Here is a 22,547-nt window from a genome sequence, read left to right on the forward strand (position 1 = left end):
CCTGTATAGTGTTTTAATTATTAATATAAAAATTAAAACAATGAATTCGGATATCTCTTTAGCGCGCTTTAAGCAGTTTCCTTCTCTTATGTGGATCTTCTTATTCGGCTCGTTTATTACCCGTGGCAGCTATTATATGGTTTGGCCATTTCTAGCAGTTATCTTGTACGAAAAATTTGCTTTAACGGCGACAGAGGTCGGTTTGGTGCTTTCCAGTGCTGCCATAATTTCAGTGTTCACCAGCTTTATTGGCAGCAGCCTTTCAGATAAAGTCGGTCGTCATACACTGATGTATATTACAGGCGTGTTGTATATCATTTCTTTCTCGTTGTTGGCTGAGGTTGAAACAGTGGCAGGCTATGTGATTGTGATGACCTTATGTTCGATTGCTACCGCGCTTTGGCGGCCATTAACCAGCGCTGCAATTGGTGATATTATTGACGATGCTGCAACTCGTGAGCTTGCCATGCAATCGCTGTATTTTATTGTTAATGTGGGTTGTGCGGTTGGTCCATTAGCAGGCGTATGGCTGGGTTTAACAGGTGAGCAGTCAAGTTTTTATATTACCGCAGGCGCATTTGCTATCTTGTTAGTACTACTTGTTTGGGGTTTCAATGTTAGTGATAAAGCGTCAAAAAAAAGCGCCGCAGCCGACGAGGTTGAAACTAAAAGCCCAGAAATAAAGGGCCAGCAATTATTGCGCATTTTGTTTGCTGATAAGCTGTTGCAATGTTTAATTTTAGCCAATATTTTGTGCATGTTTATTTACGCGCAAATGGATAGTTCACTAATACAATACCTGACTCGTGCAGAAGCTCCTGATTTACTTGCATTGATTTCTGCGCTGATTTTTACCAATGCGATGGTGATTATTTCAAGTCAATTTTTGCTATTGAGAATGATGGCGCGATTTAACTTAACAGTGCGTATTCAAATCGGTTTGGTGCTTTTAATGGGGTCGCAATTTTGGTTGGCACTCAATCCGATAGACCTGTTCTGGGGCTGGATAGGTGCGATAGTGGTCATGAGCTTGGCTGAGACTATTTTATTTCCGACTATGAATGTTCACCTTGATAGACTCGCGCCATCACACCTTCGTGGTGCGTACTTTGGCGCAGCTTCGTTTTATGATTTAGGTTTTGCTTTTGCACCGCTCGGTGGTGGCTTAATTTTAGATTATTACGGTGGTCCAACCTTGTTCTTTGTTGCGGGAGGGTTATGCCTAGTCGTGATTTATTTATACGCCATTCTTGAAAAGCTACCTAGACCTGATTTTGCAAATCCATTATCTAAGTAAATATATAAAGTGAAAATGCAGAACAGCTGCTACCTTTATAGCTCAAACATTAAACATTGAGGTTTAACATGGCTGTTTCTGCAATTCCTAAAGGTTTTCATGCGGTCACCCCGTATTTGATTATTGAAGGCGCTTCTAAAGCTATTGAATTTTACAAAGAGGCGTTTGCTGCTGAGCTAGTAATGCAAATGCCTATGCCTGACGGAGGGGTTGCACATGCCGAGATAATAATAGGTGACTCCTACATCATGCTTTCTGATGCTTACCCTGAAATGGAATATAAATCTCCACAGCAGCTTGGTGGCACCCCTGTAAATATGATGCTTTATGTTGAGGATGTCGATGCTGTCTTTGCTAAAGCGTTGTCGTTAGGTGCAAAAGAGTTACGTCCGGTACATGATCAGTTTTATGGTGACAGATTGGGGACTTTAGCCGATCCATTTGGTCATATCTGGAATATTGCAACGCATAAAGAAGACCTCACAGAGCAAGAGCTAATCGAGCGCATGGGGGAACTCATGAGTAAAGAACAAGATGCTTAAAAGGTTGTTTCTACTGACATTCCTATTTGCCACGAATCAACATCTTGATAACTGCCAAGAGGCGAACTAAAGTCGATATGTATAACGTTATCGTTACTTGAACGCGATGAATATAGACGAATACCCACACCAGCACTGGTTAGCATTGAATCTGAAATATTCGCCGTTTCAGTGCTGCCGAATGCTTGCCCTACATCGACAAAACCGACAAAGCCAACATCCACAAACTGATATAGATTGATGTTTGGGTACATTCTTAGCTCAGCAGTTGCTTGTACGCTTGAAGTACCATGTTGGTAACTTTCTGGAAAGCCTCGCATGCCTTCTTCACCGCCAACAGCCAGCGGTTTCTCTGCAAACTCATGGTTTTGCCAATGACCATTTACATGAGCATAAAAGGCAAATGCATCTGACCAGCGATAGTTCATTTGTGCTTTTGAATATATAGCAAAGCGGTCATCAAGCTCAGTACCTACATTGCCCTTGATACCCGTGGCAAAGCGATACAAAGTGTTATTGTTAAACCAAGCTTTGGTGAGATTAGTATCAAACAAAAATCCTTGCCCCAAATTAACTGTATCTATAGCAAGCTTTGAGTTTAGCTCCCAGCCTAGGTTAACGTCTTCGTTGTGGTTTATGAGGTCAATATCCTGTAAAACAGTATAGTTGTCTTCTAACCAATGTAATCCGACCCACGGCGCAGCAATACTGTAATCGCTAAGACCTGCGGGTAAAGGTTTTGTATCGAAAGGGCGGTAACTAACATCTTCGTAATCAATCCCAGCTAGCCAGTGAAAGGTTTGCTTTCTGTCCTGTGACAAAATTCCACCATAGGCGAACTGTGCGATTAATTCATCAGTGAAAAATTCTGAACGAGTCAGTCCATTTTGATAAATATAGCTTTTTTGTTTTTGTGACTTGGCAAAGTAGCGCATCAGTGCGTCACTACTACGTTGATAAAAAGGCTGATGATAATCCACTAAAAAGACTTGCCCGTCATCGTAGTCATCAGCTTGTAAAGTGAGGGTCGCATGAGGCTGCCAAGGAACCGGCATTTGCAGCACAGAGTGATAGCCTGAGCGTTCGTGATCTGATTTATACTTTAATGATGCGCGGATCCCGTACCCCAAAAAGTTCTCTTCTTTAAAGCCTAAGCTGTATTTGTTATTGCCGCTACTACGGCCAAAATTAATAGTTGGTAATAAACTCCACGTGTCCCACGTATCTATTTGTACCACGCGTGGTTCATCTTCAAGGCAGTCTTTTGTATAGCTAACTTTGGCATCTCTTAAGTACTTTTTGCTACGTAGAATACGCTCTGCTTCTTGCAGTTGACGCTCACTGACTAGATCGCCTTCTTTAAAGGTAATTTGCTCACTGACAACTTTGTTTTTGGTATCTATGTGCAGCCAGTTTATAAAACGATGTAGAGCGGTTGTTTCAGGATCATTTGGATCAAAAATCGTATGTGTATCAATGTTGAGTTTATCAACAGTGATATCTTTTTCTTCGCTTAACTCAGCAGTTGGTTTACTTTTTACTTCACAGACGACGTCTAAGCTTAAAGGTTCATTTGCGTATACTGTCCCTGTAGCAGTGCATGTTAATAATAAAACAGGTGTTATTTTATTCATCTTTATTATGCCTACTAAATACGAAGGAGACGCAGCTTGTTTGCTTTATCAACCTTTTAAATTCTTTACAGTTCTCAGCATAAAATCGCTAACTTAAGAAAAACTTAACTAAAACTTAAACTTTATTGAATATTATAAGGTGTTGATTAATAAGCCGTGTGCTAACTCATTATGGCGAAGTTAATCTTTAAATGGTCGGCTTACGTATGAGTTTTTAAAGTTTCTAGTAGAGTAAATAATGAAAAAGCGTGTTTTATACTGGCTGCAAAATGACTTACGTTTGGTCGACAATGAAATTTTATCTGAATTAGCTGAGTTTAACGGCGAGCTAGATTTAGTGTATGTGATTGAACCACGCTGGTTTAGGCAAACTAACTTTCAGTCAAAACCGTATGGCACGCACAAGTACAACTTTTTACTTGAGAGTCTAGCTGCATTTGCAAAAGAGCTTGAGAAGCTTGGGCAAACTCTACATGTGATCACCGGAGAGCCAGAGCAAGTTATAACTCAGCGTTTGCGAAAATATGAAATTGAAGCATTGGTTTGTACTGAGCAGGTTGGTACTTATGAGCAAAAACAGCTTGGCAAAATCAAAGTATTATGCCCTCAAGTAACAGTGAAAACCTATCAGCAAGATACCTTGTTTAAAGAAAGTGACTTGCCATTCCAACTTGATAACCTACCTAAAAACTTTACAGCCTTTCGTAAAAAGGTAGAAGCAGAGTCAACATTTATAGCAGCGCCGCTGCAGCCTGTAAGTTACTTACCTCATCCCGTACAACTATGCCCTGAGAACACTGTTGATGATGCTCCAACTAGGTCATGTAGTTTTAAAGGTGGTTTAATTGCTGCCCAACAACATTGTCGTCAGTACTTTTCGTCAAAAGCGCCGAGCAGTTATAAAGAAACACGTAATGAGTTAGACGGTTTTAGCAATAGTACTAAATTTAGTATATGGCTTGCTGGTGGTGAAATTAGCGCAAAACAGCTGTACAGAGAAGTTGAAATATATGAATTGCAAAACGGTGCTAATGAATCTAGTTATTGGATAAAGTTTGAATTGCTTTGGCGCGAATACTTTAAATGGCACGCAATGCAAATTGGCGCAAAACTTTTCCACTTTAACGGGCTAAAGCACAGTGCGCCACTGACCACTTTTAACAGTCACCGTTTTAATGCGTGGTGCCAAGGGTGCACACCATTTGCTTTGGTAAATGCAATAATGCATGAGCTAAACGCTACAGGCTATATTTCTAACCGTTCGCGGCAAATTGCGGCAAGCTGTTTGGTTAATGAGTTTGCTCTTGACTGGCGTTATGGCGCGGCCTATTTCGAACAACAACTCATAGATTATGATGTGGCTGCGAACTGGGGGAATTGGCAATATATTGCGGGCGTCGGTGTTGATCCTAGAGGCGGGCGGCATTTTCATATCAATAAGCAAACAGCGCTATATGACCCCTTGGCTCGTTATATTGATATATGGCAAGGAGAGCAAACAATTACAAACAGTGTGGATAGTGTCAATGAGGTGGATTGGCCGATATCTTCATAGCCTGTGTTAGATCAATATTCTTCACGGATTTTTAGTATTTTTTATTTTGTTAACTAGAATAATAATTAAGGCTTGCTTTAATTTTGAAAGGCCTAGTTAACAAGGCTAATTATGGTATTTAGTGAAGGGTATGATGCGATAAAATCGCAGCTTGGTTTTGACCTATCTCAGCTAATTCTCGACAGTAGTGATGCGGGAATTTGGCTTTGGAATGTAAAAACAGGCGAAACTGTTTTCAATGATAAATGGGCGAACATTATCGGCTATACACTGAAAGAGTTATCGCCAATTTCAATTGAAACCTGGCTCAGCTATGCTCATCCAGGCGACTTGCCAAAATCAGAACAACTTTTACATGCTCACTTCAAAGGGGAGTCAGAGCGCTATATCTGTGAAGCGCGCATGAAACACAAACAGGGACATTGGGTTAAGGTGCTCGATAAAGGAAAGGTGCACAGTTGGGATGAAGATGGTAATCCAGAGTGGATGCTTGGTGTTCATATCGATATTACTGAGCAGTGGTTAAAAGAGCGTGAAATTGATTTTTTACATGCCAAGTTGCAAAAATTTACTGATAACTTACCCGGGTTTGTTTATCAGTATGTAGTCGATAAAAACGGTAAGGCATGTTTTCCTTTTGCTAGTTCAAAAGTCTTTGATATCTATGGCTGTACTGCTTATGAAATAAAAAAATCTGCAGATTTAATTATGCAGATTATTCACCCTGATGACTTAGCCCGAGTTGTTAAAAGCATTGAAAAATCACTAGTAGAATTATGTGATTGGCACGAGATATACCGAGTTAATCACCCAAAAAAAGGTGTGATTTGGGTTGAAGGAAAATCGTCACCCATAGCCCGTGTGAATGGAAGCGTTGAATGGAATGGCTATATCGAAGATGTTTCAGAAGAAGTAAAAAGGAACGAGAAAATACAACTGCTTACAGCGGTTTTTTCAACAACTAGTCGCGGTATTTTGATTACAACGGCAGAGCCTAAAATTGTGGATGTTAATCCTGCATTCGAGCAGATAACCGGGTTTAAAAAATCGGATGTCATCGGAAAAAATCCATCCGTATTTTCAGCTAATCAGCAGCCAAAAGAGTTCTATGTACAGATGTGGGAAGTTCTCTTAAAGAGTGGCCGCTGGCAAGGTGAAGTATGGAACAAGCGTATAACGGGTGAAGTATTTCCTGAACTGTTAACTATCGATGCATTGTATGATGAACATGGCCATATTAGTCATTTCATTGGGGCATTTGATGATATTTCGCAAGCTGTAGAAAAGCGCCAGCTACTTGCTCAATTAGTTAATCAAGACCCACTCACTAAGCTTTTAAATCGTCGAGGTTTAGATATCCAGTTGCATTCACTTACTCTTAGTGCGACAAGTGAAGAAAATTGGTTTTCATTGATTTATGTAGACCTTGATAACTTTAAACTGGTGAACGATACCTTTGGTCACGAGCAGGGCGATAATCTTCTTCTTGAAATCAGTGAGCAGCTTTCACTTCAGCTACGTGATAAGGATATATTAGCCCGCATTGGGGGCGATGAGTTTGTCATTTTATTGCCGAATTTATCGAAACATTTGGTTTGCCAAGACATTGCTGAGCGTTGCAAAAAAGCGGTTGAGGACGTAGCAAAGCGCTACGCAACCAAAGTGCCTGTCAGTGCTAGTTTTGGAATCGCGCTTTACCCAGAGAATGGTAAAAACGCGAAAGAGTTACTCGCCAATGCTGACGAGCAAATGTATCAGATGAAGCTTAAACATAAAGCCTCACCACTGGGTTGATATTTCGACACTAGGTAGTTTATTTAAAAGAGGTAACAATGCGCGCTCTTTGCGTAAATCTTTGCGTTCATGTTCTAAATCTTTACGTTCTCTATACAACTCTTTTTGTTGGCCATTATCGAGCTGATTGCTATTAAGCTCAGCGCGAATATCTTTTAAGCGCCGGTCAATATCGTCAATTCGGTCATCTATGTATGCCAGCCTTTGCTGTACTTGATATCTGTCGTTTCCTTCTTGCCATGCTTTACGAAAAGCGGTGCTGTTACATACCCCATTGTAAGAGACCCCTTGTATGCCAAGGGTAAAACCATTTTCGGGCTCACAATATACAGCCAGACCCAGATCGTACCCCACTTTATATTCAGCAATATCAGCACTAACGCCATATTCGCCGCATTGCGATAATGCATCTAGCCCATCGTGATATTCCGTTCCATCAGCACCATGTTTATAACCTATACCTTGCCAATTGGCTTGCAAACATTCATCTTTGCTGACAGAGGTACAGCCTGCTAATACGATTAATGGCAGTAGAGGAAGTGTCCATTTTCTCATTAAAGTCTCGGCTTAAATTATTAATAACTGACTAGATTCTAGCCTGTAATGTATTTTTTTAGAAAGTAGTTTTTGTATTTCGTAACAATGCCCTCAGTTGAGGGCATTACACGCTTTCAATTACCACTGACAGAACCGCTGAGCAATGCGAATATTTGACTGTGCATTTTTTAAGTGTGCTAATTGTAATAAACATAACGCAGTAAAGTGACTGCGTTTGATCAATTGATGGCGGTCAAAGCGCATAATCTCGTACCACAACTTAAATAGCTCGCCAAAACGCATCAGGTTGTTATTGTTAAATTGCCATTGTGATTGGTAGTTTACTTTAATTGGGCAAGGCATATGACCTGGGTATGCTTGCCATGGTGCAAGCATAGCTCGTGGGTAACTGGTTTTCAGCCAGCGCTGATAAAAGCGGTGTTTACGTACATATTCAACAGGGACAGCTAGAGGATATTGCAGTACTTTCCACGAATAGAATGGATGGAAGAACTCCATTTTAAAGTCGCATACTTGCTCATTTGGAATGCTCAAATGATGGTGTTGATCATTGAGAAGTAAAAATAGCTGAAATGCTTTTTCGAGTGGTAATTCAGCCAAGGGTTTAAAACTAACTTTTAGGTTATCTATTAATTTTTGTTGCAGCATAGCCGCATTATGAACTACTGACTTTGGCAAATAAGCGTACTGCTGATCTAAATAAGCTTGAATGAGTTTATCAAGATTGTTTTCTTTTGCTGCTGCATAAATATCGTCGCCATAAAATACGGCACCTAAGCCAACACTGCCGCCATTACCTGACCAACTGATCTGTGGTCTTGTAACGGTTTTATATTCATTGTGATGCGCCTTACGCCAGTATTTACCAAGCCGCTGTTCAACAGAAAGCTTTTGCGTATCTCGTACTTGGACTACTTCAAGCTTAAGGGCGTTTTGCGAAGCATATTGTTTTGCGCAATAGAGATCTTGGCTATCTGACTTTGAAAAATTAAACGATTTGAGCTCAACCCCTTGGCGTAACAGTTCACAATTAATTAGTCGCGAATCTAGACCTCCAGAGAGGGTGCTCAGCACTTTTTTATCGGTGTGCATCGCTTTTGTAACAACACTGCGAAAAGCCTGAGTGACTCCATCAATTGCATCTGTCACCTCATGGTTTTGTTTGGCAAGGGCGACCCAGTCAAAGTAACGTTGTTTTACCACGCCATGGCTGACATCAAACCGTAATATTTCGCCTGGATATGAGCATTTAATGTTTTTATAAGGTGTGTGGTCAAGAAGCGGGTAGCCAAGCACAGCAAGCTCAGTGAGGGCTTCTGCATCGCTTTCAAGCTCAATACTCAACTGTTTAAATAAGCCTAAGTTGGTAGAAAATAGTAAGCCATGTGCAGTTTTTAAGGTATAAAATGGTTTTAACCCAAGTGGATCAGTAGCAAGTACTAAGCAGCCTAATTGGCTATTAAACTGGCAAAAGCTAAAAACCCCTTCACACTGCTGTAAACAGGTGTTGAGTGAGGTTGCATTTGCCATGGCCTTTAAATCATCACTACGGGAGCTGCTGAGTAAAGGATGGCCAATCAGCGTTGCAATTTGCGACTCAGTTTGCAACCAACTTGCTTGTTGGTATGCATCGAAATCATAGTGAAAAATAGCTCCATTCTCACAATCAAAGCGCTTAACATCTGTTTTTTTATAGCGATTAAATGCATCAGATAGTTGATTAATATAATGAAATTCTGTTTTGCCTAATTCATTGAATTGGATATAACCTGCGATAACAGCCATGTTAACCACCTTTTCGTTTGCTAACTTACATGTAAAGTTGCAAGCCATAGGCCAAAACGAATAAAGGCCTTAAAACAAGGCCTTTGGGTAACATTACAAAAGCTGATCAGCGATTGTTAAGTTGTTGGTTGATCTCATCAAAAATACTCGCGTCATCAATGGTGGATGGAATTTGTAGTTCTTCACCATCGACCAGTTGGCGTAAGTTCTTTCTGAGTATTTTCCCTGAGCGGGTTTTTGGTAAGCGCTCAACATGAACGATTGTTTTCAAACAGGCAATAGCGCCAATTTGATGCCTGACTGTGTGGATAAGCTCTTGCTCCACCTCTTTGCTATCACCGAGGTAGTCGTCTTTGAGTACAATCATCGCCATCGGTAATTGGCCTTTTAGTGCGTCGTTAACACCAAACACTGCGCATTCAGCAACAGCTGGGTGAGCAGCCACAATTTCTTCCATTTCACCTGTTGATAAGCGGTGACCTGCGACATTAATAACATCGTCTGTACGGCCCATAATAAACAGATAACCATCATCATCAATATAGCCACCATCACCAGAGAGATAATAACCTGGATATTCGTTTAAATAGCCCGCTTGAAAACGTTCATTGTTTTGCCAAATTGTTGGTAAACAGCCAGGTGGTAAGGGCAGTTTAATGACCACAGCACCACTTTCGTTTGCAGCACACTGCTCACCATTCATATCAAGAATTTGTACATCAAAGCCCGGTGTCGGTACCGTTGAGCTGCCCGGTTTAGTTGCAAGTTGCTCGATACCAATTGGATTACAAGCGATAGCCCAACCTGTTTCTGTTTGCCACCAGTGGTCGAGCACTGGCAAGCCTGTGTTGTCTTTGAGCCACTCATAAGTTGGTGGATCTAAGCGCTCACCAGCAAGGAATAAGCGTTTTAAACTAGAGGTATCGTATTGTTTGAAGCCCTCGGCTGTAGGGTCCTCTTTTTTAATTGCGCGAAACGCAGTAGGGGCACTGAATAATGCGGTGACCTTGTAATCTTCAACCACTCGCCAAAAGGCACTAGCATCAGGTGTTCTAATTGGTTTGCCTTCATATAGTATTGTAGTGCAGCGATAAATAAGTGGCGCGTAAACAATGTAAGAGTGACCAACGACCCAACCGATGTCAGAGGCGGCCCAAAATACTTCGCCGGGTTTCATACCATACACAGTTTCCATGCTGTAATGCATTGCGACAGCATGACCCCCATTTTCTCGAACCACTCCTTTAGGTGTTCCTGTCGTACCTGAGGTATAAAGGATATAAAGGGGATCATCACCTGCCACTGGCACTGCACCCACTTCGCTCGCTGCATCTGAGGCTGATTGCCAATCGATGTCTCTGCCATCTTGCATCTCGGCAATAGCTTGTTCACGCTGAAATACAACACAGTGTTCAACTACATGCTTGGCGTTTTCGAGAGCTTCATCAAGCAAAGGCTTATATTCAATGACATGGTTGATTTCAACCCCGCAAGACGCTGTAAGCACAAGCTTAGGTTTTGCATCATCAATACGAACTGCTAACTCGTGCGGTGCAAAACCACCAAATACGACTGAGTGAATGGCACCAAGACGCGCACATGCCAGCATACCAATAACGGCTTGTGGGATCATTGGCATATAAATAACGACACGATCACCTTTACTTACGCCAAGGGACTGCATAAGTCCCGCAAATTTGGCAACTTGAGTTTGTAACTCGCCATAGCTGTATTGTTGTTTAGTATTGGTAACAGGGGAGTCGTAAATCAGAGCGATTTGATCTGCAAAACCTGCTTCGACGTGTTGGTCGAGGGCTAGGTAACTAGTGTTTAGCTGACCATCAGCAAACCAGTGATAAAAATCATTATCGTCATATTGATAGGGTGTACTAGGTTCTTTAAACCAAGGAACCCGTTTACTTTGTTCAAGCCAAAATTGGCCCGGATTGCGCTGAAATTGTTGATATTGTTGTTGATATTCGCCCGCCATAATGAGGCTCCTATACTTTTTAGTGAGAGATTTGTACAACGTATAAAAAAATATAAGGGGGATTTTGATTAAATAATATGCGACCTTGGTCGGCATCAGCTTCATTTATTCTTGGAAAGATAGCTGGTGTTATTGAAATTTAGCTACAAAATCAATCAACTTTCGGGAAGATATGCTTATTCTCGAATTAAAAAATGATTTCAAATTTGCGTTATTTAGGGGCTGTGGGTAGAGGGAGCTGCCACTTTTCTAAAATGGCTTGGTATTGACCTGTTTCTTTAAGTGTCGAAAGTGCAATGCTTAACCTCATTGCCGTTTCAGGATTTAAATTCAAGTTTGCAGCTAAATAAAGCTCTGAAGGAAAGTCATCTAAGTGAAGGCTTTTATGAATTTTTTTAGCTTCTACATTTGATAAAACAAGTTCATTTTGCAGGGTGAGTGTATTGGTTAGTACAAAATCGATTCGTTCTTTTTCAAGCATCTGCCACAGCTGATGATAATGACTTACTAACACTAAGTTTTTATCTTCACTAAATCCTGCTTGCTTTAAATAATGTTCGCTGGAATAACCACGTATAGTCGCAACGCGGTATTTCTCAGCTTGTTTTAGGCTTTGTACTTCATGGTTTTGACTTTGAGAAGCCAGATCAACTAAATAAGCATCAGAGAAATACGTTTGCCCCAGCCATTTAAATTTAGCTTCACGAGCTGGGTTTTTTAAAAGCGAGATCATTAGTATGTTTGGATTGTTTTCAAGCTCATGAAAAGCCCGAGCCATCGGCATTATTCTAAACTCACCCGCTAGATCTGCCTGCGCTAAAGTAGCTTCAATAACTTCTATAAGTGCGCCATCTGCTTCGCCTTGCTGATTAATAAAGTGGTATGGAGGCAAGTCTTCAGCAATAAAGGTCAAATTATCCGCAGCAGTTGCACAACTGATGCACAGAAGCATGATAGCAATCAGTAATGAGCGAAACGGCATAAATATCCATTATTTATAAATAAACAATTAACATACTAATAAATCTTAATGCAAAGGTATAGGCTTTTAAAAGGCCTGGAATATTTAATTGCTTTTCTTACTGCGTGGTGCGCCCATTAAAATGCCCATGTGGCAAATACAGACCGATAAAAAGGCACTCAAGCCTAGTGCACCACCATAGCCATCCAATAGAGGGACTAAGTATTCAAATAAGATAGAAAATAGTAAAGAAGAAATAGTTAACGTGAAGAATCCAAAGCGCTTTGGTGCGCTCATACCAATAAACGTCCCGCCAAAAAATACCACAGAGTAAAGCGCTAAATTTACTGGTAATAAGCTCAAAATGCCATAAGCAATAATGCTTGAGGCAGCAGATGCTCGAATGGCATCAAAGCGATTATGATGTGCTATTAGGTAGGTAGATAATGCACCTGCTAAAGCGGTTAGTGCTATAAATATATCCACTATAAGACTCCTTTAGCCATCATAAACAGAGCAACACTGGCAAAGGCAACACTACCAAGGCGACCACCAAAACCTGCAAATAGATTCATAGTTAGCATATAAAGACAGGCACCGATCAAAGAAATAAAACTTAGTTCCCAGTAACTATCAATTAAACTTGATGAGCACATGCCGGCAAAGCTTCCTGCGTAAATAGCTGCATAAGGGTGATTTCCAAAACGAGCCGGGAAAGGAATAAATGTGCCAACTAAACCGGTAACAGCGGCAGATAAAACAAGGGCAACATTGGCTTGGTCATGAAGCAAAAAGCAGGCAAAACAGCCAACAGAAAAGGCCAAAAATTTGACCAAGAAAAATGTAATATGTGCCATTAATTGATGATACACCTCGCTTAAGTAGGTAAACGAGGTGCATTATCTCATTGATGCGTTTAGTCCTGCAACTGCCCTGCGTGGAGTTTTATATCAGTTTGCTTAACGAAGTGAGCTGCTACTTTGCTGTGGTGACCATATAAAGCTACAACCAAAAAGCAAATGAGCGGAACAACAAATGACACAGCAGTGTTAAATGCATCGATAGTTGCGGCTTGGATCAGGGGTAAAAATGCTCCTCCTAAAATCGCCATAACTAAGCCTGCCGCGCCGACCTTTGCATCATCGCCTAAACCCTCAAGTGCCGTCCCGTAAATAGTTGGAAACATCAAAGAGAGACAACTTGAAATAGCAACGAGTGCTATCACACCAGCTAAATTAACTTGGGTTGCAACAACAAAACAAAGTACGGCTGCACCTAAGGCCATAAAACGGAGCAATTTAGCCGCGTTTATAAAGCGCATTAGCCAAGTCATAACGAAGCGTGACACTAAAAACACCAACATAGAATACTGTAAGACTTGGCCGCCTGTAACTTCAGTTGTGTTAAGAGCTTCCATCGTATAGCCGATGGTGTAAGTCCACACACAAGTTTGGGCTCCAACATTAAAAAACTGTGCTAGCACACCAAATCGATAATGCTTATTTTGGTACAAATGTTGAAAGGTTTTTTTAAGCTTTCGAGCTGGTGTTGCCGCTTTTGCTACTGTTGCAGGCGATCGGCTACAAAAGATACATAGCCACAGCAAGATTAAACAACACGCCATACCGACATACGGCACCATTACGGCATTAAGTTCAGCACTCACAACTGTTTTTAATTGCGCCTCACTCATTAGGGCGCGGCCAGCACTATCTGCTTGATTTAAGTTTGGCAAGATTAAAGTAGCAGCCAAAAACACACCTATATTAGTACCCACAGGATTGAAGGCTTGGGCTAGGTTGAGCCTGCGAGTTGCTGTTTGTTCGCATCCAAGCTGCATAACATAAGGATTTGCAGAGGTTTCTAAAATAGACAAACCGCCCGCAAGAATAAACAAGGCTAATAAAAAGTGACTATAGAGCATGGTTTGGCTGGCGGGATAAAACAGTAATGCTCCACATGCGGCCATGGCTAAACCAACTAGCAACCCAGTTTTGTAATTAAACCGTCTGTTAATCATTGCAGCGGGTAAAGCCAAGCAAAAGTAAGCGCCATAATAACTAAATTGCACTAAGGCAGATTGCAGCGCACTCATCGAAAATGTTTTGCTAAAAACTTTAACTAATGGGTCTGTCATATTGGCTGCAGTGCCCCAAGCTGCAAAGCAAATTGTAAGTAGAATAAAAGGCCAAAGCATTTGGCGCGATACAATAGCGGACTGTGTTTGCATAGCTCACCAGTTTAATGTGTTCATATTGTTGTAAGCGACAGTATTCACGACTATAAATAATAAATCAACTAAGTTGATTTATTATTTATAGTGGCAGATAGTATGACAAACAGGTCTAATAGCCCGCTCATGAGACTTTACTATGAAGGATGTTATGAATCGCAGTCTAAACCCAACAGTGAGAAGCTGTAACGAACGTGCCATCTTAAGCTTAATTAGGCAGCATGAAAGTATGCCTAAAGCGCAAATAGCTAAGGCGCTATCTTTATCTGCTCAAGCTGCGATGGTAAATATTAATAAGCTAGAAGAAGACAACTTATTACTGCGAGGAGCACCTTTAAAGGGACGAGTAGGGCAGCCTAGCGTGCCGTTTAGACTCAACCCAGATGGCGCATTTAGTTTTGGTTTGAAAATTGGTCGACGTCGTTTTGACCTTATTTTAGTTGACCTACAAAGTAACCAAAGAGCCAGCATATCAGTTGAAGTGGAAGAGCCCTCTGTCGATGAACTTAAAGCATTTTTAGAAATACATATCCCACAATTAAAAACTCAACTAGAGCCTAAATTAAGGGCGCGTGTGTGTGGTTTAGGTGTCGCAATGCCATTTGATATTTGGCAGTGGCAGGCGTCGATGGAGAGCTGCAAAAGTTCGTTGTCGCAATGGCAGAATTTCGACTTAAAATCCTATTTAGAAAGCCAGTTTGGATTACCTGCTTTTATTAGTAACGACAATAATGCGGCTTGCTGTGCTGAATTAAGTTTTGGCAACCCCAAAAATTACAATGATTTTTTGTATGTTTATCTAGGCGCTTTTTTAGGTGGCGCAGTGGTTATTAATAACCAAGTTCTGGAGGGAAAAAGTGGCAATGCTGGTGCCATTGGTTCGATGCTTAACACTGAAAGAGAGCAATTACTTAGTCAGTGTTCACTATTGACGCTACAGACGTTATTTGATCAACGACAGCTAAATATATCGGTCTATGAACTAACAGAAAGTCAATTTATTGCTCATAAAGCGCTTATTAGCCCTTGGCTAGAGCAGGCTGCGAAGGCAATAAGCCTAGCAATGCATAACAGTTTGAGTTTGTTAGATATGCAAGCGGTGATTATTGATTCGCCACTGCCAAGTAAGGCTTTACAACTGCTCAAACAGCTATCTGTTGAAGCATTTACAAAGTTAGATAGTCGGGGGTTGCGCTCGTGTGAAGTGAGTTTAGGTATTTGTGGAGAAAAAGCGCAGTCGATAGGTTCTGCTCAACTCGCGCTTAGTCGTCATTATTTTTAAACAGGAGTGAGCAGCTCACTCCTGTTTAAATTATTACTTCTGATATTGTTTGAACCACGCAAGCGTGTATTCAATTTTAGAAATCATGCGTGATGGACGACCTGCAATACCATGTGGCGAGCCTGGTACACGAATAAGTACGGTATCTACTTTTTGCAGTTTTAGTGCTTGGTAGAATTGCTCTGATTCTGAAATTGGCGTACGGCGGTCTTCTTCACCTGTCATGATCAATGATGGCGTGGTTACGTTACCTACTAATGAAAGCGGCGAACGTTTCCAGTAATGCTCAACATTATCCCATGGCATGCCAGGGAACTGGTTACGAATTTGACCAATGTAGCTGTCAGCTGAAAGAGTTTTACTTAACCAGTTGATCACCGGTTTGGTAATCGCAGCTGCGTTGAAGCGGTTTGTTAAACCAACAGCATAAGCCGTTGCAATACCACCTGCTGAGCCACCAGCAATAAATAAGTTATCTTTGTCGATAAAGCCTTTAGCAATCATCGTATCAACCGCAGAGTTATGATCGGCAAAGTCCTCTTCAGAGCTGTATTTACCGTCTAGCAGTAATGCAAAGTCTTTACCGTAACTTGTTGAACCACGGTAATTAACATACACAACCACGTAACCTTCAGCGGCATAACGTTGTAATTCAGCAGTAAAGCTTGGGCCATAGGCCAGGTGTGGGCCGCCGTGAATTTCAACCATTAATGGATATTGCTTGCTTTCATCAAAATCAGGTGGTGTGATGTACCAACCTTGAATTGCTTGGCCATCGAACTGCGATTTAACATTCAGCTCGTGCACTTTACCAAGCTTTTTATGACCTAACACATCTTCGTTTAATGAAGTGAGCGTTTTCTTTTTACCTTTGTAAAGGTAGCCTAAATCAGCTGGGCGGTATTCACTGCCAGTAGTGTAAGCAATGGCACCATTATTGGCCATGCTGAAACTACCACTGATATACGGACGACCAATTGAAGTGCCCGACACGGTATCAGTTAAATCAGTTACCTTACCGCGGCTGTTTACTTTAGCGAGCTTACGCTTACCAAAATCATCGTACTGAATAACAAAGTCGCCATCGCCTGACCACTTATAATCAGCCACTGAACGGTCTAATTTTTCAGTAATATGCTTGATTGATTTATCATCTAAATCGAGCATAGATAGTGTTGAGTTAATATAAGGCACAGGCGCGTTGTCACGGGCAACAAAGGCAAGTTCATCACCGTCTTTAGCGTAACGAGGCTTAGTTTCACGGCCAGGCAAATCAGTTAGCTGCGTAAGCTCACCTGATTTTACATTAATTTCATAAAGGTCTGACTCAGTTGTGCGGTACTCCCACTCATCATTGCGATCAGCAGAAAAAGCCAGTTTTGTGTTACTTGGATCCCATGCTAGTGGGCCATAATGCTGATAATCACCCGATGTTAACTGACGCGGTGTGCCACCCGAAACCGGAATAACAAAAACGTGACGATATGAAGGCTCTAAAAAGCCAGCGCCATCAGCTTGATAGCGTGCCTTTTCAAAAACTCTAACAGGTTTTGACCACTCGGCATCTTTTGGTTTCTTCGGTAGTTTTACTGATTTAGCGAACGCAGATTTACCTTCAGGAATGCTCATAGTGAAAGCAATTTGCTCAGAGTCATTCGACCAGGTTAAGTTACGTACTGATTTTGGCAGTTGCGTTAATAATGCTTGTTTGTCTTGCGCTAACCAATAAACGTGAAGTTGATTTGAGCCGCTTGAGTTACTGGTAAAAGCAATTTTCTTGCTATCTGGAGACCAAGTAGGTTGGCTATAGTTATGCTCATCAGAGAACAGTGGTGTGTGTTGGCCAGATTTTATATCGTACAGCCAAAAGCTACGCTTGTTGCCATCTTTCATGATGTCGTAGCCGCTGCGCACATAAACGATTTTTTTACCGTCTGGACTTATTTGTGGGTCACCTGCGTATTCAAGTTGAAAAATATCTTCTGAGACAAACTTGTCGTTAGCATATACCTGAGCCGTCGTTGCTGCGCATAGTAAACTTGCTCCAATGAGGATTGTTTTTTTTAATTGCATGGAATGGTCTTTTTTTAGCCGTAAAATTTTATCCTAAAAGCAGAGCATTCTGTGCGCAAGCACATTGAGATAAAGTTGCATTTACCCCAGTTGAATTAACGCAAAGTCTATTTGTGCGTGCTAGTAGCTGATTTTAAAGGCTTAGGAAAACTTAAAATAGTCATCCCAACGCGTATCTAAGCGCTGTTTGGCCTTATCTAAATCAACTGCTGTATAAACGTCATCTTGCTGATTAACCAGCTCAAGCTTTACGAGCTTGTTTAAGGCGTCATCAATTTCGAAATCGAGTTGGCAATTATGTTGTTCGTTGAACCACTGCTCAATTCTCATATCTAATTGTTCTGCGCTCATTGCTGTGTTGGCTTTTAATAAAAAGGTGTAGGCAAGCAGAGCTTCTTTAACATCCTCTTCTTCAGCTGCGTCGACAAGGGTATGAAAAACACCAGCATTGTTATCCAAGTTTTTAAAATATAAGTTGTCGGCCAGTGCTTTCATAAAGCGAATTTTACGGTTTTTAAATTTACTCCACTCTTTAAAGATAAAGCTGCCAAACACTCCCATGCCGATTGCAAAGGTTATAAAGTGCTGCTGACTCATGTGCACTTCTTCACTACGCCAACCACCCCAAAAAGCAATCATAGCAATAAGAAGTAGAATTGAGGCGCCTAATTTTGTTACTAAAACTACAGCACCACCAATTAGTGCTGATGAGCCAATAATGAGTTTATCTATAGGGCGCATTTTTACTTCACTATTGGGAAACAGCATTTCTAAATCGGCTTTTGGGACATTCTGGAATAGTTTGACGATAGTTGAGTTTGGCTCAAAGCCTAGCGGCATTTTGCCTTTTTTTAAAAAATACTGCTCGTCTTTAAAGCGGATGAATACGGCAACGCGGTCGTAGTTAGTAAACTGAATTTGCTTTTTCTTAAGCCCCCAGAAGCTTCGCAAAGTCTCGGTTTTTTGCGATTCGCCACGACGGTAAAATACCACTTCAGCAAAATCATCAAACTCAACGGCCAAACGCACTTTAAATAATGACTCTTCATTAAGCGCGTCTTGTAAGTCTTGATTGGTAATGGTTTCAAAGTTGGCAGCATTGAGTACCGTGGCAAAATCTTTTGCAAACGCAGATTGATAGCAGGCACGTTGCTCGTTGGTAATCGGTTTTAGTGTGCGGGTGTCGCTATTTGGGTCAAATGGCGCGTAGTTATCTTTTAATGATTCCAACAGTTCGTGATATTGATAATGTGTCACGCTTTGTAGTAATACACAAAACTCTATAAATGACGCTTTCTGCTGTTCGCCTAAGTAGACTTGGCAAAGGTTAATGATGTCGTGTTTTCGAAAAGGAATAAATCGTGTGTTAGTCATTATGCTAGTAAATGTATTAAACAGAATCCGCATAGATGATAAAAAAATGATGCCAGAAATGCGATATTTATCAGAAAATAGCGTAAATGTAGAACTTTTTACTGAGCAAAAGGGGTTGTTTTTAGGCTGGGTTCTTCAGTCAAAATGCTGGTTTTTGAAATTCACAGGCGCTTTGTCATGTACTTTTAAACACGCTTTGCTAATGTTGGTTCAATTGCAGTAAGTTGTCGTGATCTCTTATGAGTAAACAACCCCCAACAATCAAAGTGAAAGCTGAGTTAAGTTCAGTACCGCTAGTTATAAAGCAGTTATTTATCAGCGTGTTTATTATGTCATTACTAATGATTGTGGTGATATACCTCTACCATTTTTATCGATTAGAAAATGATATCTACCTCAATGGCGTATTAACAGATGCGATTAATTTACTGATCCTCATATGTATGTTCGCTTTTGTACAAACATCGGTAGTTGCAAAAAGAAGCTATATATTTTTAAGTATTGGTATTTTTTTGTGGAGTGTTGGGCTGACTTTTGACTTTCTTGATGAGCTAGTGTTCCAACCTATCTGGGTTGGGATTTATATTGAAGATATTAGTCGAACGATTGGTATGTTGGTCACTGGTTTTGGTTTGTTTTTAGTATTGTCAGATTTAGCAAAAACTCGTGAACAGTTAGAGGAAGAGCTTAAAACCGATGTGCTTACTAAGGCTTATAACCGCCGATATTTTTATCACTATGTACAACAGAATCAAGACCGACCATTTAGTATTGTGATTGTAGATATTGATCATTTTAAAGCGATAAATGATGAGTACGGCCATGATGTGGGTGATCAGGTACTGGTTGATTTTGTGCTGCAGTGCCACAAGGCATTAGAGCAAACTATTTTATTTGCACGTATAGGTGGAGAAGAGTTTGCTTTATACGTACCAACTGATGATCGCGTAATATTGAGCCAGACCTGTCAACAACTGCTATGTATGGCAAGTAACGTTTTGGTTACTCCTAGTAAAACGCTCAGCGTAAGTGTGGGGTCAGCAATTAAACGTACTACAGAAACGTTTAGCAATACTATGAAGCGTGCCGATCAGGCGCTTTATTTGGCTAAAAACCAAGGTCGTAGCCGTTATATTCATAATCCGTAAGGTACGGTTAAGGGTTTTTGTTGTAACCTAAAACGCAACAAAAAAATTAAGGATGAATAATGGCGATTGCTAAAAAGCTTAAGCAAAAAACACGGCAGTTTATCGACTCAAAACATATGCTTAAATCGATTACGGTGGCATCATTTTTAGAGTCAACCATAGTGCCAATACCTCTTGAAGCTGTACTTGTTCCGTTAATGCAAGCCCGTCGTGAAAAGCTTTGGTTAATTGCATTAATGGCGACGATTGGCTGTATTGTCGGCGCTATTTTTGGTTATGCCCTCGGCTATTATCTATTTGATGTGGTTGGGGATTGGGTTATTAATACCTTCTCAAACCCAGAGCAATTTGAGCAAGTTAAACAAAAAATGCAAGCACAAGGCTTTTGGTTTGTACTGACGCTCGGCATCGTTCCTATTCCATTTCAAATTGCCATGCTTGCAGCTGGGGCAACCAAATATTCAATTTTTCTATTTTTACTGGCAACGGTCATTGCTCGTTCAATCCGGTACTTTGCCCTTGCCGCGGTTGTGTATTACGCGGGTAATCAGGCTGAGCGAATTATTCAAAAGCACAAAACCAAAGCGTTAGTCGCTATTTCGGTGTTAGTACTGTTACTTTGGTGGCTCAGTACACTCATTTAACAAATAAAAAATACTGATCATGATTATCCTGTCTATACTTTGAATTAAGGAAAGCGCTTAATAAAAACAACAGGATGACCCATGAATACCCTAGTGGCTGCACTACCTATTTTGGTGCTGATCTGGATGATGGTAAAACGCAGCCCCATCGCTTCCTATATTGCCTTACCAATAACGGCGCTACTCGCTGCTTTACTGCAACTGTTTTACTTTCAAGCTGATTTACGGCTATTGCTTGCAAATTCGTTTGCCGGTGTATTGTCTGTCATGACGCCTATTTCGATTATTGCTGGGGCTATTTTACTTAATCGCATGTTGGCAATATCTGGAGCCGAAACCACGATTAAACATTGGCTCGAATCTATTAGCAGTAATCAGGTTGCACAGTTGATGATCATAGGTTGGGCATTTACATTTATGCTCGAAGGCGCATCCGGGTTTGGTACGCCTGCGGCCATCGCGGCGCCTATTTTGGTCGGGCTTGGTTTCTCGCCTTTTAAAGTGATTGTTTTTACTTTGATTCTAAACTCGATTCCCGTGTCTTTTGGGGCTGTTGGCACGCCTACTTGGTTTGGTTTCTCGGCGCTACAATTAGATGATGAACAAGTGCTGGCTATCTCAAAATGGACGGCGCTTTGTCATGTTATTGCTGCTTTGGTAATTCCTATGATTGCGCTGTGTATTGTGCAGCCACTGAAAACGGTTCGTAAAAATAGTGTGTTCATTTATTTAAGTGTGTTTTCATGTGTCTTACCTTATTGGTTGTTTGCCCAGTGGAATTATGAGTTTCCATCACTGATTGGCGGTGCAGTGGGGCTATTGCTCACTATCTTTTTAGCGAATAAGGGAGTGGGGTTAGATAACTCAGCTGTAAATATACAAAGCATGAAAGGCAAGGTTGAGCTCACACCAAAAGCGCTGTTTTTAGCTTTATTCCCGTTATTACTGTTAATTGTTGTGCTGGTCATAACCCGTATTCATCAGCTAGGCATTAAAGCATTGCTTAACGACGAAACACTCTGGATGAGCATGCATTTGGGCTTCGCTCAATTTGAATTAAGTAAAGCCCTAATCCTTTCATTACACGAAATATTTGGTACGTCAGTGGGGTGGTCGTATAAAACCTTATTTGTACCGGCCTTAATCCCGTTTGTATTGGTTGTGCTGATCTGTGTACCGTTACTTAAAATGAGCAAGCTACAAGTTAAACAGATGTGCACCGATACCTTAGGGCGTATTGCTCTGCCATGTATTGCCTTAATTGGGGCGCTGGTGATGGTTAATGTTTTAATGCAAGGTGGCCATAATGCGCCCATATTTTATATGGCGAGCACCTTTGCTAATGTAAGTGGAGAACATTGGGTATTATTTGCCTCATATTTGGGGGCGCTCGGGACTTTCTTTTCGGGCTCGGCAACGGTGTCTAATCTTACCTTTGGCGGTATTCAATATGGCATAGCAGAGCAAGTGGGCTTATCAGAAACTTTAGTGCTTGCGTTGCAATCAACGGGTGCGGCGATGGGGAACATGATCTGCATTAGCAATATTATTGCTGTAGCCAGTATTGTTGGAGTTAATAATCAAGAAGGGCCAGTGCTTAAGAAAACCTTTTTGCCTATGCTAATTTACGGTGCAATAGTAGGGGGCTTTAGTTATCTATTTTACTGATTAAACATG

Annotated in this window: 18 protein-coding genes; 8 read left to right on the forward strand and 10 right to left on the reverse strand. The window is 41.0% G+C overall.

Translation table 11 applies throughout. The features are described 5' to 3' along the window. The first annotated feature begins 40 nt into the window (after positions 1-40). Positions 41-1,297, forward strand: a complete 1,257-nt coding sequence (locus L1D46_RS08495) for an MFS transporter (protein WP_239977356.1) — start codon at positions 41-43, stop codon at positions 1,295-1,297. A 68-nt stretch (positions 1,298-1,365) separates the two neighbouring features. Next, complete coding sequence (locus L1D46_RS08500; RefSeq protein ID WP_130050917.1) at positions 1,366-1,839, forward strand: VOC family protein; 474 nt, start codon at positions 1,366-1,368, stop codon at positions 1,837-1,839. On the opposite strand, the gene L1D46_RS08505 is transcribed toward L1D46_RS08500, so the two are convergent. After that, on the reverse strand, positions 1,836-3,473 hold the full coding sequence (locus L1D46_RS08505) for a hypothetical protein (RefSeq protein ID WP_239977332.1): 1,638 nt from the start codon (positions 3,471-3,473) through the stop codon (positions 1,836-1,838). The genes L1D46_RS08500 and L1D46_RS08505 overlap by 4 nt on opposite strands. Positions 3,474-3,711: 238 nt before the next feature. Between L1D46_RS08505 and L1D46_RS08510 the strand changes: the two genes are divergently transcribed. Both L1D46_RS08510 and L1D46_RS08515 read left to right on the forward strand, forming a co-directional pair. Continuing rightward, positions 3,712-5,028 (forward strand): DASH family cryptochrome, encoded by a 1,317-nt coding sequence (locus L1D46_RS08510; protein ID WP_239977334.1) that lies wholly within the window; start codon positions 3,712-3,714, stop codon positions 5,026-5,028. 111 nt (positions 5,029-5,139) lie between these two features. Next, on the forward strand, positions 5,140-6,822 hold the full coding sequence (locus tag L1D46_RS08515; RefSeq protein ID WP_239977336.1) for a sensor domain-containing diguanylate cyclase: 1,683 nt from the start codon (positions 5,140-5,142) through the stop codon (positions 6,820-6,822). Here the strand turns inward: L1D46_RS08515 and L1D46_RS08520 are convergent. The 7 genes from L1D46_RS08520 to fucP all read right to left on the reverse strand — a co-directional run bounded on the left by L1D46_RS08520 (position 6,808) and on the right by fucP (position 14,346). Next, positions 6,808-7,377 carry a DUF2799 domain-containing protein gene (locus tag L1D46_RS08520; protein ID WP_239977338.1) on the reverse strand — a complete coding sequence of 190 codons (570 nt, stop codon included), beginning with the start codon at positions 7,375-7,377 and terminating at the stop codon, positions 6,808-6,810. The two genes, L1D46_RS08515 and L1D46_RS08520, sit on opposite strands and share 15 nt — an antisense overlap. Before the next feature lie 120 nt (positions 7,378-7,497). Continuing rightward, positions 7,498-9,165 carry an asparagine synthase-related protein gene (locus tag L1D46_RS08525; RefSeq protein WP_167658031.1) on the reverse strand — a complete coding sequence of 556 codons (1,668 nt, stop codon included), beginning with the start codon at positions 9,163-9,165 and terminating at the stop codon, positions 7,498-7,500. Between the two features lie 106 nt (positions 9,166-9,271). Then, a complete protein-coding gene (locus L1D46_RS08530) occupies positions 9,272-11,155 on the reverse strand; it encodes an acetate--CoA ligase (RefSeq protein WP_167658030.1) in 1,884 nt (627 codons plus the stop codon). Between the two features lie 211 nt (positions 11,156-11,366). Continuing rightward, on the reverse strand, positions 11,367-12,137 hold the full coding sequence (locus L1D46_RS08535; RefSeq protein ID WP_130050924.1) for a transporter substrate-binding domain-containing protein: 771 nt from the start codon (positions 12,135-12,137) through the stop codon (positions 11,367-11,369). An 84-nt stretch (positions 12,138-12,221) separates the two neighbouring features. After that, positions 12,222-12,602 carry a hypothetical protein gene (locus L1D46_RS08540; RefSeq protein ID WP_167658028.1) on the reverse strand — a complete coding sequence of 127 codons (381 nt, stop codon included), beginning with the start codon at positions 12,600-12,602 and terminating at the stop codon, positions 12,222-12,224. Then, the gene (locus tag L1D46_RS08545; protein ID WP_175580399.1) at positions 12,602-12,973 is read right to left on the reverse strand and encodes a hypothetical protein; all 372 of its coding nucleotides are present in this window, start codon (positions 12,971-12,973) and stop codon (positions 12,602-12,604) included. The genes L1D46_RS08540 and L1D46_RS08545 overlap by 1 nt, the downstream gene beginning before the upstream one ends. Positions 12,974-13,032: 59 nt before the next feature. Next, positions 13,033-14,346, reverse strand: a complete 1,314-nt coding sequence (gene fucP, locus L1D46_RS08550; protein WP_130050926.1) for an L-fucose:H+ symporter permease — start codon at positions 14,344-14,346, stop codon at positions 13,033-13,035. Positions 14,347-14,500: 154 nt separating this feature from the next. Between fucP and L1D46_RS08555 the strand changes: the two genes are divergently transcribed. Continuing rightward, the gene (locus L1D46_RS08555) at positions 14,501-15,631 is read left to right on the forward strand and encodes an ROK family transcriptional regulator (RefSeq protein WP_239977340.1); all 1,131 of its coding nucleotides are present in this window, start codon (positions 14,501-14,503) and stop codon (positions 15,629-15,631) included. Positions 15,632-15,664: 33 nt separating this feature from the next. Here L1D46_RS08555 and L1D46_RS08560 read toward each other — a convergent pair whose 3' ends face one another. Together L1D46_RS08560 and L1D46_RS08565 are read right to left on the reverse strand one after the other, a co-directional pair. After that, on the reverse strand, positions 15,665-17,704 hold the full coding sequence (locus tag L1D46_RS08560) for a S9 family peptidase (RefSeq protein WP_239977342.1): 2,040 nt from the start codon (positions 17,702-17,704) through the stop codon (positions 15,665-15,667). Between the two features lie 141 nt (positions 17,705-17,845). Continuing rightward, on the reverse strand, positions 17,846-19,078 hold the full coding sequence (locus tag L1D46_RS08565) for a TMEM143 family protein (protein ID WP_239977344.1): 1,233 nt from the start codon (positions 19,076-19,078) through the stop codon (positions 17,846-17,848). Positions 19,079-19,317: 239 nt separating this feature from the next. Here L1D46_RS08565 and L1D46_RS08570 point away from each other — a divergent pair, with 239 nt between their 5' ends. From L1D46_RS08570 to L1D46_RS08580, 3 genes are all read left to right on the forward strand, one after another. After that, the gene (locus L1D46_RS08570) at positions 19,318-20,226 is read left to right on the forward strand and encodes a GGDEF domain-containing protein (protein WP_130050930.1); all 909 of its coding nucleotides are present in this window, start codon (positions 19,318-19,320) and stop codon (positions 20,224-20,226) included. A gap of 59 nt (positions 20,227-20,285) precedes the next feature. Next, on the forward strand, positions 20,286-20,870 hold the full coding sequence (locus tag L1D46_RS08575) for a VTT domain-containing protein (RefSeq protein WP_130050931.1): 585 nt from the start codon (positions 20,286-20,288) through the stop codon (positions 20,868-20,870). Between the two features lie 81 nt (positions 20,871-20,951). Further along, positions 20,952-22,538 (forward strand): L-lactate permease, encoded by a 1,587-nt coding sequence (locus L1D46_RS08580; RefSeq protein WP_239977346.1) that lies wholly within the window; start codon positions 20,952-20,954, stop codon positions 22,536-22,538. Positions 22,539-22,547: the final 9 nt, after the last annotated feature.

The organism is Pseudoalteromonas sp. Isolate3 (assembly GCF_022398505.1).
Classification (GTDB): Bacteria; Pseudomonadota; Gammaproteobacteria; order Enterobacterales; family Alteromonadaceae; genus Pseudoalteromonas; species Pseudoalteromonas apostichopi.